The organism is Salinimicrobium profundisediminis (assembly GCF_026241755.1).
GTDB lineage: Bacteria > Bacteroidota > Bacteroidia > Flavobacteriales > Flavobacteriaceae > Salinimicrobium > Salinimicrobium profundisediminis.
In genome coordinates this window covers 72,158-86,645 of the sequence record NZ_JAPJDA010000005.1, presented here as the reverse complement: position 1 = coordinate 86,645, position 14,488 = coordinate 72,158, and the positions used below count along the sequence as shown (strand labels likewise).

Genomic DNA, 14,488 nt, shown 5'->3' with positions numbered 1-14,488 from the left:
TAGATAATAGTTTTCCGGCAGTCTTTTATTTTTTTTCAAAAAGATCTGAAGACAGGTAGCGATCTCCTCGGTCACAAACAATACTTACCACTACCCCGCTCTCAAGTTCGCTACACAGTTTCACGGCAGCCGCAGCAGCACCTCCGCTGCTCATTCCGGCAAAGATCCCTTCTTCCTCGGCAAGCCTTGCAGTCATAGTTCTGGCTTCCTGTTCATTTACTTCCATAACGCGATCTACCTTGCTTTCATCAAAAATAGAAGGTAAATATTCTTTAGGCCATTTTCTTATTCCGGGAATACGGGCGTCATCACCGGGTTGTACACCTACTATTTGTACATTTTTGTCCTGTTCTTTTAAAAAGGTAGATGTTCCCATTATGGTACCTGTAGTCCCCATAGAAGAGACAAAATGTGTAATCTTATTATTTGTATCCCGCCAAATTTCAGGTCCTGTTGTGGCGTAATGGGCCTGCCAGTTGTCATCGTTTCCAAACTGGTTGAGCATAAAATAATTTCCTTCTTTCATCCTGGCTTCAGCAAAATCCCTCGAACCTTCAATACCTCCTTCGGCGCTTGTAAGAATTACCTTTGCCCCGTAGGCTCTCATGGTCTGTACTCTTTCAGCAGTAGAATTTTCGGGCATTACCAGCTCAATGTTCAGCTGCAGTAAACGGGCCACCATTGCCAGGGCTATTCCGGTATTTCCGCTGGTAGCTTCAATCAGTTTGGTTTCACGGGTAATATTTCCCCTTTCCAGAGCTTTTTTGATCATATTATAGGCGGGCCGGTCTTTCACGCTACCTCCGGGGTTTTGCCCTTCGAGTTTAAAATATAGCTCTACCGCAGGATTCTCAACCAGTTTTTGTGCCCTCACAAGAGGCGTATTTCCTATAAGATCTAATACTGTTCGATTCATTTCTGAAGATTTTTAATTTTTATTACCGGGTCATGGGTGACAAATGAATTGGCCGGAACTGTACGGGTAAGCCAGGCATTCCCCCCAATGATACTATTCGCGCCAATAACCGTCTCCCCACCAAGTATGGTAGCATTGGCATAAATTGTCACGTTGTCTTCAATGGTAGGATGCCGTTTCTTATTGCGCAATTCTCTTTCTACGTACAAAGCCCCCAAAGTAACCCCCTGGTAAATTTTCACATTGTTTTTTATAATGGTTGTCTCCCCAATTACCACACCTGTGGCGTGATCAATAAAAAAGGAATCGCCAATCTGCGCCCCGGGATTAATGTCGGTCCCTGTTAATTTGTGTGCACATTCTGTCATTAATCGCGGCACCAGCGGAAGATTCATTTTATAAAGCTCATGACTAAGGCGGTATACTGCGATAGCAAAAAAACCGGGATAAGAAAGGTATACCTCTTCTACAGAATTCGCTGCCGGATCGTTGTTTGCTATTGCAATAGCATCCAGATTAATCTTTTGAAGCAGGTGGGGCAATTTACTGCAGTACTCTTCCCATATTTCTGAACAGGATTTACCCGGCTCCCAACACACCAAATCCCCCAGCTCCTTAAAATCGGCAGCCAGCTTATCCAGATTATCTTCTACGGGAGTATCCTTGTCAAACAAGGTATAAAATAGATTTTGGGTAAAAGCTTCAGCTTTAGTCTTGATCCTGAACCTTAGGTTTGTATTCTTCTTTTGAGCGGTAATTTGCTTAATTATGTCCTCGTGGTTCATACAATTCAGTTGATTTGTAAAATTACTAAATAGCTGCTCAATGCAGGTAGAGCTTTACTACTGATTTTTCGATAAAAAAATTAACTATAAAAGAAAGGTTAAAAAAATCACATCTTAACACTTTGTATCTCAATGTGTTGTACTTTTAGTAGTGACATTAATCAAAAACTTTTAACCATGGCACAAGATCAAAAAAAACAGAACGAGAAGCAGGACAAAAAGAGTGAAAAGTCTACTCAAAAAACTGAAAGACAGCAAACCAAAAAATAAGCCTGTCTTTTATATTACATGTTTGTATTTTTTTAGGCCACCTCAAAAGGGTGGCTTTATCTTTTCACACCCATGGTTTTTTGAAGCCCTTCACTCATCTCCAATAACCATTTGAGCCTGTCTGTAAGAATATGAACTTCCTGTAATTTCTCACGTACGCCTTCTTTCTCAACGCTTTCATCTTTCTCAAGATCAAGTAGCTCCTGGTATAGATTTTCATAAAATGTGGCAGCCCTGTCAATCTCTTCTGAAAGATCTTCTTTTTGAGCCTCATCATTTTTTACTGAAGCCTGTAAATTAGCTTTGATAGCCGATAAATAGTTGGCAAAATGAGCTGAAGCCTTTGTAGTGGGATGAGATCGTATAAACGTACCCAAAGAAACTGTAGCCGAAAGAAACTCCTGGTTGAGTGATACGATCCTGAAGATTTCCTCAAGATGTTTTTTATCTGTCTTTGGCTCCTGCGCCATGCGTTGAAAAGCGGCATTTAAATCTCCCATCGCCAAAAAAGCTTTTTTTCTTGCGAGGCGATAAGACGCAGGCAAGGCTGACTTATGATTATAAAAAGCTTCTACTTCTTTAAGAAAGGAAAGGTTTGCCTTTATACTTTCTCTTATAAAATTCTGAATAAGTGTATACTCCCATGTAGGCCAAAGAAACTTAGCTCCCAAAAATGCCAGCCCAGCTCCCACTACTGTATCCAGTACCCTAAACTCAATTACTTCAAGAACATTTGGTTTTAAAAGGCTGTAGACAAAAATTACATTAAGCGTAATAAATGCCGCTGCAGTCTTGTAATTGCGCTGTATCATAGAATGGGCAAGCACCAGGCATATTACCGCAAGGATAGCGTAGACGGTTTGATTTCTTATAAAGAAAACCAGAGAAATAGCCACAGCACCGCCAATGAGGGTACCATAAAGCCTGTGTTTAAACCTTTCCTGAGTGAGTGCATAGCCAGGGCGCATAATAACCAGGGTGGTCAATAAGATCCAGTAGGCGTTTTGTACTGCAAAGAATTCCCCAATTACATAACCCAGGGCCATAACAACCGTCAACCGCAGGGAATGTCGAAATATTGGAGACTTGAAGTCTAGATTATCCTGAAGCGTTTTGAAGTTATAATCTGGAGTGGTGAGAAATTTGGCAGCATCTTTCCTTCCAAGCTTTAGCTTTTCATCACCTTTCCACTCTTTCATAAGCCTCATTAAGGAAAGTAATTTTTGATGCTGTTTTTCCTTAAAATTCAGGAAGTTTCGGTAAACGAGTAAAGCTTCAGCATCAGTTGATTTATTGGCCGACGCCTCAAATTCTTTATATGCTTTCCAGGCTTGTCTTCTTTTAATTAATAACTCACCTTCTTCAAGGTTTAGAAATTTGTTTTGAGGTGTCTGTCCAAGAATCCTTAAATGAGCAGCCATTACCAGGCTCCATTCCTGGATGTGCTGGATCTTATCTTCATGAGAAACAAATAAGGCTCTCATTCTGGAAAAATTTACAGGATGTGCCATTCCCAGTTCCAAAATATCAACCAGTTCCATAAAGATGAGCAGCCTTTTTCTCACCATTTCCGATCGTCCAAAATTCTTTCTTCGGGTTATAACAAGTTCCCGAATAATCTCGTGCTTTTCATTAATGGACGTTTGCAATGCAAAAAGCTCTTTTTCAGCCTGCTCCCGCTTTTCATCTGTAACGCTCATAAGATGGGAACGCTTCTCCAGGTATTGAGCTGTAAGTTCAAAGACATCCCTTAGAAGCTGGTCTGTTTCCCGTCTCTGCAATAAATAATGGAAGAAAAGCGAAAATAAAAGATACCATACACCACCCATCCCAATCCAAAATGCGTGGAGGAGAATACTTCCTTCCGCAGTGACCTGGGTCATACTTAACACCACTGCAAATAATCCCGAAAAAGCAATGAGCGAAGCCCTGAACCCAAAGACCGAGATCATGGAGTAATGAAAGATCTGCAATACCAGTACAACAATAAAAAAGACAGGATATGCCAGAGAGAGGCCTGTGAGAATGGTGGCAGCTACGGCAATAGCAATAGATAAAGAAACACCTATCACCCGGCGCCTCAAACTTCCCGGCACGTCACTGGGAGAAGTGAGTAGCACCCCAACTGCCATGGCGATCCCTATTTTTATTTCTCCCATTTGAGAGGTGACCAGTAAGGGTACGATAGCTGCAACAGCAAACCGGATTCCTTTAGAGAATTCGCCCGTCTTCAAAAGTGTAAAAAAGGACTGCAGTTGCCTATAAAGATTCAAAAGAAGTGAAGTTTCTGCAAAATTACATGCTTTACCAAAGCAGACGCAGCAAAATTGAATAAAATGATGACCCCATGAAGAATTTAACCTTTAATTAGTATCTCAGCTTTGGCTTTAGCCCCCGTGCGTTGTAATTTTAAGATCCATCAAAAAGGCCGAATTGACAGGCCATTCCAAACTTTAATTAAAAAAAGAACTATGAAGATTTTAATGGTTTTGACTTCTCATGATAAATTGGGAGACACAGGTAAGAAAACAGGATTTTGGGTAGAAGAATTTGCTGCACCTTATTATGTACTTGCAGATGCCGGTGCCGAGATCACCCTTGCATCGCCAAAAGGGGGCCAACCTCCCATTGATCCATCAAGTACTACCGAAGACGCGCAAACCGAAGCCACAAAGCGTTTTGATAAAGACGATGACCTGCAAAAAAAGCTTTCGCTTACAAAAAAACTGGAAGACGTTGACGCTAAAGAATTTGACGCAGTATTTTATCCAGGTGGTCACGGTCCGCTTTGGGACCTTGCAAATGATCTAAAGTCGATTGCACTTATTGAAGCTTTTAACGAGCAAATGAAACCTATGGCTTTTGTTTGTCATGCCCCCGGTGTACTGGCAAATGTTGAAGATCACAAAAACCCTTTAGTAAGAGGTAAAAAAGTTACCGGCTTTGCAAATTCTGAAGAAGATGCAGTGGGCCTTACCAATGTAGTTCCTTTTCTTGTTGAAGATAAAATGAACCAGTTGGGAGCAGACTACAGCAAAGGTGACGACTGGAGTTCTTACGTACTGGTAGACGGCAAACTAATAACCGGACAAAACCCGGCTTCTTCTGAAAAAGCAGCCCGCGAACTCCTGAACATGCTTCAAAAATAAAAGCAGCCTATGGCTCAAAAAGAAAAATCTGTTACCGAAGTAATCAAAGAGCATGAAGCTTCCGGAAAGTATTTTGATGTAGACGGCATAAAAACCTTTGCATTAAAATACGGCCGGGGCGAACCTGTTCTTTGCCTTCACGGAGTTCCTACTTCATCTTTTTTGTATAGAAAGGTACTAAGGTCTCTGGAGAAGAAAGGTTACAAAGGAGTAAGCATAGACATGCCGGGACTGGGATTAACAGACAGACCTGATAATTTTGATTATTCTTTTTCTAACCTGGCCGATTTTCTTTATAAAGCTGCTAAAGTCCTTAAGCTTAAAAAGTTTCATCTCGTAGTTCACGACGTGGGAGGGCCAATAGGTTTTGCACTTGCTGCAAGACATGCCAATCGCATCATGTCCCTCACCATTCTCAATACCTGGGTAGATGTAGTGAACTTCAAGAAACCGGTAGTAATGAGGCCTTTTGAAAAAAGGGTGTTGGGAGAAGCAGAACTTAAAATGATAAGCCATGTCACCTGGCCTGTAATGTTTAAACAAATGGGCGTGGTGAATTCTTCACGCATAAGTACTTCTGAAATAAACGCCTATGTAGATCTTCTAAAAAGGGAGGACAATGGAAAAGCCTTTTTAAAGATCATGAGGAACTTTGATCATTCCAAGGAGTTTCGTGATCTGTGCTACAAAGCTGTTCAGACTAAAGAATATCCTGTACAGGCTATTTGGGGTGCAAAAGATCCGGCGTTGCAGCTGGAAACTTATGGCGAGGAAATCAAAAAAGTGGCGGGGCTAAAAGAGGTCCACACCTTAAGATCCCGGCACTTTCTACAGGAAGAAGCCTGGTTGGGAATTGCTGATAAGGTGATAGACCTGGCACAATCTGCGCAACTTAAGACAGCAAAAAAGGAGGTTTAAACCTCCTTTTTTGATACTTATAGTTTTTATACTTCCCGTTATTTTTTAGGTGGCGTTGTTGGCCTAATCTCTATTTTGCTAGGCAAAGCCCTTTGGTTCATTTTCAACAGGTCTACAACTAACTCTCCAATATCTTCTTTCTGAATTTTCCAGGCATCTTCGTCTCCCGGATTGTGATCATTAAAATGTGTAGCTACAGAACCAGGCATAATGGTAGTTACCTTGATTTCGTAATTCCGAAGATCGAGCATAGCAGCCTGAGTGAATCCTGTTACTCCAAATTTACTTGCATTGTAGGCAGAACCCCCGGCAAAGAAATTTGTACCCGCCAGGCTGGAGATCGTAAAAATGTACCCCTTGCTTTTTTTCAGTTCGGGAATAGAAGCCTTTAAGCTATAAAAGACACCGGTTAAATTTGTATCTATAGTTTGTTGCCACTGCTCGGGTGTGAGATCTTCTATAGAGCCAAAATGCCCGACTCCGGCATTAGCCACCACAACGTCCAGCTGCCCCCATTTGTCGGTTACCTGTTTTATGGCCGCTTGCTGACTCTCAAAGTTTCGCACATCGGCTTCAATTCCAATCACTTCGGCTTTTCCGTTTTTGGTAATTTCTTTTGCGGCCGATTCTGCTTCTTCTTTATGCCTGCTGGTAATCCCTACTCTTACTCCCATAGCAGAAAGAGCAGCTGCAATCCCGTATCCAATTCCTTTACTTCCGCCAGTAACGAAAGCTACTTTATTTTCTAAATTATTCATTTGTATTTAATTTTATTCAGCCTAAAGCTACCAAATATGTGGAGCAAATGAGACCACAAAGCTTTTAAGACTTTGTTAATTCTTCCGAAGAGGGGCAGAAAACCAAATTTTAACTTCTAAGAGAAAAATCTTTAAAATTACTAACACAAATTACACGCAGAATCAATTATCTTTGCCACCTTTCCGAAGAGACCTAAAATAGCGGTTTTTTGGAAATTTAGTTTAATTATTCATAAAATACTGTAATCGTTGGAAAATCCTAAGGCACAAAAACTTCTGAATAAAATACAGCGCGACCTTATGCGCAATGGTATTATTACTAATACTATAGTTGAAGATTTAAAGGAGTTGCGGCCATATGCTGTTGAGGAAAAAAGCCCGCTACTGGCTAAGGTGATAAGGCTTACTTATGAGCACATTGAAGCGCACAACACCTTTGACATTCCAATTCCTGATGACGAACCTGTTGAAGGTTTTGAAGAAGAAACTCCCAGCAGTGAAGGTTTTGATCCTGCCGAGAGCCTGGATTACCTGTTGTCTCTCATGGCAGAAGCCAAGAATAAAATTAACGCTATTGAATTGCGGGAATACAGTAATAGTTTGATTGCCTACGCTGAAGAGAATTAACCTTTCGTTTTGTTGGATTGGCTCAATAATTGAAAAGATTATTAATAAAGAGCCATTTAATGAAGAAGTTGAATATGAAAAAGAAAAATGAGGTTGTCTTGAACAAAAAACCACGCTGGAAATTACTTCACCAATATTACAATTACACAGGATTCTACAAGTTTGTAGGCAATAGTCTCAAAAAGGCCATTTTACCGGTCCTACTTTTTCTTGCTGCTCTATTTGCAATTAACGAGTATGTAATCAACATCAACAGCATTCTGGTTACGGTTACCGAGACCTATTCTCCTGTTGGAATACTGGCGGTATTTTTGGCTTCTGAATCTATTTTTCTTGGATTGGTTCCCCCCGAGCTTTTTATCGCATGGTCAGGGAAATCAGCCATGCCCATAACTTATCTTAGCTTGTTGGCCCTGGCTTCTTATTTAGGCGGAATTATTTCTTACTGGATGGGTAAGGCCATTAAAATGATCCCGGCAGTACATGACGCTATGGAGACTAAAATGGCAAAGCACATCAAAAATACTGAAAAATGGGGCGGATTTCTTATTGTAGTAGGAGCTCTTTTACCCATTCCATTTTCTATAACCAGTGTGGCCGCAGGGATTATCAATTACAAATTCAGATATTACTTATTATTTGGCCTCTTGAGATTCATAAGATTCTACGGTTACGCACTTGTGATCTTTAAGATTGTATAAAATATAAGGAGCAACGCTCCAAAATCCTTTTAAAATCCCGTATTTTTGAGAGACAAAACGGGATTTTTTATGGGTCACGATCACCACCACGGATCAAGTAAGAATATAAAATTCGCTTTTTTTCTCAATGCCGCCTTTACAGTTTTTGAACTCATTGGAGGATTTTACGTAAACAGTGTGGCCATTATCTCAGATGCTGTCCACGATCTTGGGGATACCATTTCCCTTGGCAGCTCCTGGTATCTGCAAAACAAATCGAGACAGGGACGAAATAACAGGTTCAGTTTTGGCTATAAGCGCTTTTCACTCTTAGGTGCATTAATTAACAGCCTTGTACTCATTGGGGGTTCAATATATGTAATATCTGAAGCTATTGACCGCCTTATAAATCCTGAATATTCTGATGCTACCGGGATGCTGGTCTTTGCCCTGGTTGGAGTTGCTGTTAATGGCCTTGCAGCCTGGAAACTCTCAAAAGGCTCTTCTATGAATGAGAAAGTGGTTTCCTGGCACCTCATAGAAGATGTGCTGGGGTGGGTAGCAGTTCTTATTGTATCTATAGTACTGCATTTTTACGAAACCCCTTATCTTGATCCTGCCCTATCGCTGCTAATCACCGTTTTTATTCTTTACAATGTTTTTAAGCGACTTAAAGAAACCCTGTTTATCTTTTTACAGGGAGTTCCAAAAGAGATCAATCTTGAGGAAATCGAACATAAAATCCAGGCTATTCCACATATTGCCTCCCTGCACCACATGCATGTATGGTCCCTTGAAGGTACAGATCATGTATTTACCACCCACATAAAGCTAGAAGACATCAGTAAATTCCAGCAGTTACTGGATGTAAAGCGGGCGGTGAAAAATGTACTGCAGGAGTATCATTTTGACCATTACACCATAGAGACCGAACTTGACAAAGAAAGCTGTGATCTTCTCTAATTAGCGAATCTGGGTGAATTTTATATTTAATTCCCTTTCCATCTGGCGCAGCTTTTTAAGTTCATATTGATTAACAAGGGCGAGTGATAACCCGGTATTTCCGGCTCTTGCAGTACGGCCACTTCGGTGAGTGTAGTAATCGGTTTGATCTGGCAGTTGATAGTGCACCACAAAACCAAGATTAGCCACATCAATACCCCTGGCAGCAACATCAGTAGAAACCAATAGCCTCAGGTTTTTTCCCTTAAAAGCTCTCATTACTTTATCCCGGTCTTTCTGAAGCATATCGCCTTCAAGTAATCCAACTTCGTAATTTTTAGCAGCCAATTGTTTTGAGAGCGTTCTTGCCGCGGTTTTTGTTTTCGTGAAAATGATTCCACGCTTTTTCCCCTGACTTTTAAGAAAGTATGCAAGCGTATCAAGTTTACTGTTGTCATCACCGGTCACAAATTGATGTTCTATACCGGTGTTTACAGCATCCTCTTTATCAATGCTCACTTTACGGGCATTCTTTTTGACGTATTTATTAATGATCTCATTAAGATCCTGCGGCATGGTAGCCGAGAAAAGCCATACATTTCTTTCCTGTGAATAGGTACCTTCCAATATTTCGGTAAGATCCTTTTTAAAGCCCATGCTCAGCATTTCATCTGCCTCATCAAGCACCAGGGTCTTTACCTTCCTAATATCAATAGCTTTACGCTTCATAAGGTCAATCAACCTTCCGGGTGTAGCTACTACAATTTGAGTAGGGCGGTTAAGTCTGGAGATCTGTATATCTATTTTCTCACCGCCATAAACAGCTTCAGTAAAAACTTTATCGGTATACTTGGTGAATTTAAAAAGTTGTCTGGCAATTTGCTGCCCCAATTCTCTGGTTGGTGCAAGAATTAAAGCCTGTATTTCATCTTTAGCAGGATCAACCTGTGCGAGAATAGGCAAACCAAAGGCTGCTGTTTTCCCGGTACCTGTCTGTGCCTGCCCCACAAAATCTACCTCTCCTTCGGTTAATATTGGGATTGCAGCTTCCTGAATCTTTGTTGGGTTTATAATCCCCATCTCGTTCAAGCCTTTAATAATGTCTTCTGATACTCCCAGGTCCTTAAATGTCATTGCACTAATTTTTTGCGAAGATAGCCTTTTCCCGATGAACTTTTTAGTTAGGGCTACTGAATGAAGTTAGTAGCTCTTTACTTTTTAAGATCCATTTTATAGAGGTCTTAAGATATTAATTATCTGCATGTTAAATTGAAGCTAAACCAAAAATATGCGGAGAAATTTTAATAATTTATCATTAATTTGGTTGTATAACCAATAAAAAAAGAAACATGCTGACAATCATATTGAATATCCTTTTACCTCCTTTAGCAGTTTATTTAAACCATGGAGTAGGAACAACTCTCTTGATAAGCATTATCCTGACATTAATAGGTTGGTTACCCGGAGTTATTCATGCGTTTATTGTAAACTAACTGAAGCATATAAAACTGTCTAAAATGTAAATCCCTTATGAGCTCAATGTGAGAGATTGGGTTCTAGAACTTTCCTTCAGGAAAGTACACACAAAGTTTGAATTAGCCTTTAAGCTTATATTTTAGACAGTTTACTTTTTCTAATTTTTCTCCTCTAGCTTCTGCTGCCATTTCCAGGCACTTTCCATAGCATCTTCAATATTAAATTCTGCTGTCCAGTTTAGCACTCCGTTGGCTTTGGTAGTATCGGCATAAGCAGCAACAATATCCCCTTCCCTTCTGTCAACAAAGGTATAGGGCAGTTTTTTTCCTGATACCTTTTCAAAAGCCTTTACGGCTTCTAAAACAGAATTTCCTTTTCCGGTCCCTAGATTAAAGACCTCGTAATTTTCGGCCTGCTCATCATCCAGTAGGCGCTCTAAGGCAATTACATGGGCACGAGCTAAATCCATTACATGAATATAATCCCTGATACAGGTACCATCTGGTGTAGGATAATCATTACCAAAAATGGAAAGCTGTTCTCTTTTTCCGGCTGCAGTTTGAGTGATATACGGCACCAGGTTTTGAGGTGTTCCTATAGGCAATTCTCCAATATTTGCAGAATGATGGGCTCCTATGGGATTGAAATATCGCAAAGAAATTGCTTTTAAATGCGGTACCGCACTACAGGTGTCAAAAATGATCTCTTCGCCAATTTGTTTTGTATTTCCGTAAGGGGATTCTGCTTTCTTAACAGGGGCGTTTTCAGTAATAGGTAATTCATCTGCCTGGCCATAAACAGTACAGGAAGAACTAAAGATGAATTTTGGCGCCTCCTTTTCCTTTAGCTGTTGTAACAGATAGATAAGAGTATTGAGGTTATTTTCATAGTAGAGCAACGGATTCTGGACACTTTCTCCCACAGCCTTAGAAGCAGCGAAATGTATAACCCCGTCTATATCCTGATATTTTTCAAAAAAATTATTAACTGCCTGTTTGTCCCGCAGATCCAGATTTTCAAATTCCGGAGAAATTCGGGTGATCTTCGTTATGCCACCCAGGACTTCGATTGAGGAGTTTGAAAGATTATCTATAATTACTACATCAAAACCTCTTTCCTGAAGTGCAACCACCGTATGGGATCCTATAAAACCCAATCCACCGGTGACCAGTATTTTTTTATTCATTTTTACTATTTCTGAGTATCCCGCAAATTAAGAAATTAACCACTAAAATTGAGAGGCCACGACCTAAAATGTTATGTCTTTTACATACTGCTAATATGTGATTAACATTCAAAGAACAAGAGCTTCAGCAGGAGCCATCCGGGAAATAAATTAGGAATTTTCAACCTCATTTTAAGACCTTTTAAGGTATATTTGCAACTTGAAAAAAGCACAGCTATGTCATTAGAATCACAAGTAAAAATATTTAAGTGGATAAGCATTTTTGAAGGGGTTTCCTTTCTGGTCCTTCTACTCATTGCCATGCCTCTAAAGTACATTTGGGAAGCGCCAGAAATGGTGCGTATTGTGGGAATGGCCCACGGTTTATTATTTGTAGCCTATATCTTTGGAGCTTTACTACTATTCAAACCTTTACAGTGGAAGACAAAAACTTTGCTCATTGTTTGTCTTAGTTCTGTGTTGCCCCTGGGCCCTTTTTATGTAGAGAAGAAATATCTCTAGAGGATGAAGGAACAAACAAGAGAACTGGGTAACTTTTTAGCGAACTACTTTATTGAACAGGGAATGGACGTAGATGTCGCTCATTTTCTGAACATGCTTATCAACATTGCCATAGTAGGTGTTCTTTGGTATGTTATGCATTACATCACCAAGAAGCTGGTGCTTACCTCATTTCAAAGATTTACGAATAAGACCGTAACCACCTTTGATGATTATCTTGTAAAAAGCAATTTCCCGCGGTATATAAGCAACATCTTCCCGCTTTTGTTGCTCATACTTACGGTGCCTGTAGTATTTGAAGATTACCCCAAGCTGCTCTCTGTATTCGAAAAGCTGGTAGACATCTATATTATTTTTCTTACTGTATTTATTGGAAGAAGCTTGGTTCGTACCACTACGAATTACATGAAAAGGCATGAGCGTTACCACGACAAGCCTATAGAGAGTTACGCACAGATTCTTATCATATTTTTCTGGTCTATAGGGATCATATTCATGTTCTCGGAACTTACTGGAAAATCTGTTGTCGGTTTTCTTATTTCGTTAGGAGCGGCTTCAGCCATTATCCTGTTTATTTTCAAAGACACCATTCTTGGATTTATCGCCTCCATACAGGTTTCGGTAAACGATATTGTGCGCATTGGAGACTGGATAACCTTCAGTAAATATGGAGCCGATGGTTTTGTGACCGAAATCAACCTCGCCACCGTAAGAGTCCAAAATTGGGACAATACTTACACCACAATTCCTACCTATAACCTGATTTCTGATTCTTTCCACAACTGGCGGGGAATGCAGGAGTCTCCCGGGCGGCGCATCAAACGTTCCCTTAATATTAAACAAAACTCCATACGGTTTATTAATGATGAAGATCTGGCTAGGTTCCAGGAGTTTGATTTGATTGCCTCATACATACACGAAAAGCAGGAAGAGATCAACGCTTATAATAGCAAGTTGGGAGTAGATAAAAAGCATCTTATCAATGGAAGACATCAAACCAACCTGGGTGTTTTCAGGCAATACGCCCTCTCTTACTTAAAAGCGCATCCCAAGATACACAAGGAAATGACCATGATGGTAAGGCATCTTCCTCCCACAACTCAGGGAATTCCTATTGAAATTTACTGCTTTAGCGAAGACAAGAGATGGGAATATTATGAAGCTATTACAGCCGATATCTTTGATCACCTTATAGCTGCCATTCCTTATTTTGATTTGCAACTATTCGAATCTCCTTCAGGTGACGATATTCTGAAAGCTCTTAAACCCCTGCAGTCCAAGTAAGCTTTACATTACACTTCTCTTCGGAAGGAATTTTTATAAAAAGTGGGAGTTTAGAAAACCTTGGAAATAAAGCAAACAAACAGCACCAGCAACAGTATTAAAAACTCCTGAAGCTTGTGCTGTTTTTAGTTTTATGCCAGAATCGGCTAATCTTTCAGTCGGTCTTTCACGTATTCGATCTTTGTCTTACCGTGAGGTTTTGCCTTTCCGTTTTCATCAAGAGAAACCATTACAATCCGGTCTATAGTAATGATCACTTCGCGGGTCATTTTATTACGGACTTCCGAACGAAGGGTTATGGAAGCATTTCCAAACTTCACCACATCCATTCCTATTTCAATAATATCACCTTCCCTGGCAGAGCTTTTGAAATCTATCTCACTCATAAATTTTGTAACGGTGCGGGAATTCTCCAGCTGTATGATAGCGTAAAGCGCAGCTTCCTCGTCTATCCATTCTAACAAGCGGCCGCCAAAAAGCGTACCATTGGGGTTAAGGTCTTGTGGTTTAATCCATTTTCGGGTGTGAAATCTCATAGGGAACTCATTTTTTTAAGGGCAATAAAGTTAATCATTTTGCCCCAGAAATGCCTCCCGTGCAAGCTCAAGAATTTCGGAATGATCAAAAGCCAATTCGGGTAGATCATTCAGAAAAAACCAGCGTGCATCGGCAGCATCATCGCTTCCCTCAACTTTTTCTTCGGAAGTTACCTCGCCCCAAAACGGAATACTAATCGTCCAGCCCCTGGGATCTCTTCCGGGGGTTCCAAAAGCCTTAAGTTGTTTCAGGTTTTCCACTTTTAGACCTGTCTCTTCTGCAAGCTCTCTTTTGGCACCAATCTCCAGGGGTTCCTCATCTTCAAGAAAGCCTCCCGGAAGCGCCCACTGGTCCTTAAAAGGATCTTTTTTCCGCTTAACCAGCAACACTTTTGGCTGATTATTATTTCTGAAAAAAATCACACTATCTGTTGTAACTGATATATTCTGCCTTGCCATA

General features: G+C 40.4%; 16 protein-coding genes. 8 read left to right on the top strand and 8 right to left on the bottom strand.

Annotated features, from left to right (window positions below; translation table 11 throughout):
• Positions 1-25 precede the first annotated feature (25 nt).
• The 3 genes from cysM to OQ279_RS04300 all read right to left on the bottom strand — a co-directional run bounded on the left by cysM (position 26) and on the right by OQ279_RS04300 (position 4,244).
• Positions 26-916, bottom strand: coding sequence for a cysteine synthase CysM (gene cysM / locus OQ279_RS04310; protein WP_266068585.1), 891 nt, complete (start codon positions 914-916; stop codon positions 26-28).
• Positions 913-1,701, bottom strand: coding sequence for a serine O-acetyltransferase EpsC (epsC, locus tag OQ279_RS04305; RefSeq protein ID WP_266068584.1), 789 nt, complete (start codon positions 1,699-1,701; stop codon positions 913-915). The genes cysM and epsC overlap by 4 nt, the downstream gene beginning before the upstream one ends.
• A 326-nt stretch (positions 1,702-2,027) precedes the next feature.
• Positions 2,028-4,244 carry an FUSC family protein gene (locus OQ279_RS04300; RefSeq protein ID WP_266068583.1) on the bottom strand — a complete coding sequence of 739 codons (2,217 nt, stop codon included), beginning with the start codon at positions 4,242-4,244 and terminating at the stop codon, positions 2,028-2,030.
• Between the two features lie 198 nt (positions 4,245-4,442).
• Between OQ279_RS04300 and OQ279_RS04295 the strand changes: the two genes are divergently transcribed.
• Complete coding sequence (locus OQ279_RS04295; RefSeq protein WP_266068582.1) at positions 4,443-5,120, top strand: type 1 glutamine amidotransferase domain-containing protein; 678 nt, start codon at positions 4,443-4,445, stop codon at positions 5,118-5,120.
• 9 nt (positions 5,121-5,129) lie between these two features.
• Positions 5,130-6,038 (top strand): alpha/beta fold hydrolase, encoded by a 909-nt coding sequence (locus OQ279_RS04290; RefSeq protein ID WP_266068581.1) that lies wholly within the window; start codon positions 5,130-5,132, stop codon positions 6,036-6,038.
• 38 nt (positions 6,039-6,076) lie between these two features.
• Here the strand turns inward: OQ279_RS04290 and OQ279_RS04285 are convergent, their stop codons facing one another.
• Complete coding sequence (locus tag OQ279_RS04285) at positions 6,077-6,796, bottom strand: SDR family oxidoreductase (protein WP_266068580.1); 720 nt, start codon at positions 6,794-6,796, stop codon at positions 6,077-6,079.
• 249 nt (positions 6,797-7,045) lie between these two features.
• Here OQ279_RS04285 and OQ279_RS04280 point away from each other — a divergent pair, with 249 nt between their 5' ends.
• From OQ279_RS04280 to OQ279_RS04270, 3 genes are read left to right on the top strand one after another with little or no spacing between them, the layout of a single operon-like run.
• Positions 7,046-7,423 (top strand): hypothetical protein, encoded by a 378-nt coding sequence (locus tag OQ279_RS04280; protein WP_266068579.1) that lies wholly within the window; start codon positions 7,046-7,048, stop codon positions 7,421-7,423.
• Between the two features lie 59 nt (positions 7,424-7,482).
• Positions 7,483-8,124: a YqaA family protein gene (locus OQ279_RS04275; protein ID WP_266068578.1), complete on the top strand. Its 642-nt coding sequence runs from the start codon at positions 7,483-7,485 to the stop codon at positions 8,122-8,124.
• A gap of 45 nt (positions 8,125-8,169) precedes the next feature.
• A complete protein-coding gene (locus OQ279_RS04270; RefSeq protein ID WP_306419738.1) occupies positions 8,170-9,066 on the top strand; it encodes a cation diffusion facilitator family transporter in 897 nt (298 codons plus the stop codon).
• On the opposite strand, the gene OQ279_RS04265 is transcribed toward OQ279_RS04270, so the two are convergent.
• Entirely contained in the window at positions 9,067-10,179 is a 1,113-nt protein-coding gene (locus OQ279_RS04265) for a DEAD/DEAH box helicase (RefSeq protein WP_266068577.1), read from the bottom strand.
• A gap of 215 nt (positions 10,180-10,394) precedes the next feature.
• On the opposite strand from OQ279_RS04265, the gene OQ279_RS04260 reads away from it, so the two are divergent.
• A complete protein-coding gene (locus OQ279_RS04260) occupies positions 10,395-10,538 on the top strand; it encodes a YqaE/Pmp3 family membrane protein (protein ID WP_093112854.1) in 144 nt (47 codons plus the stop codon).
• Positions 10,539-10,678: 140 nt separating this feature from the next.
• Here OQ279_RS04260 and galE read toward each other — a convergent pair whose 3' ends face one another.
• A complete protein-coding gene (gene galE / locus OQ279_RS04255) occupies positions 10,679-11,707 on the bottom strand; it encodes a UDP-glucose 4-epimerase GalE (RefSeq protein WP_266068576.1) in 1,029 nt (342 codons plus the stop codon).
• A 216-nt stretch (positions 11,708-11,923) separates the two neighbouring features.
• Here galE and OQ279_RS04250 point away from each other — a divergent pair, with 216 nt between their 5' ends.
• Positions 11,924-12,208 (top strand): DUF3817 domain-containing protein, encoded by a 285-nt coding sequence (locus tag OQ279_RS04250; protein WP_266068575.1) that lies wholly within the window; start codon positions 11,924-11,926, stop codon positions 12,206-12,208.
• A gap of 3 nt (positions 12,209-12,211) precedes the next feature.
• Positions 12,212-13,492, top strand: a complete 1,281-nt coding sequence (locus OQ279_RS04245) for a mechanosensitive ion channel family protein (protein WP_266068574.1) — start codon at positions 12,212-12,214, stop codon at positions 13,490-13,492.
• Between the two features lie 146 nt (positions 13,493-13,638).
• Here the strand turns inward: OQ279_RS04245 and OQ279_RS04240 are convergent, their stop codons facing one another.
• Entirely contained in the window at positions 13,639-14,028 is a 390-nt protein-coding gene (locus OQ279_RS04240) for an acyl-CoA thioesterase (RefSeq protein ID WP_265163383.1), read from the bottom strand.
• A 30-nt stretch (positions 14,029-14,058) separates the two neighbouring features.
• Positions 14,059-14,487, bottom strand: coding sequence for an NUDIX domain-containing protein (locus OQ279_RS04235; protein ID WP_266068573.1), 429 nt, complete (start codon positions 14,485-14,487; stop codon positions 14,059-14,061).
• Between the last annotated feature and the right edge of the window lies 1 nt (position 14,488).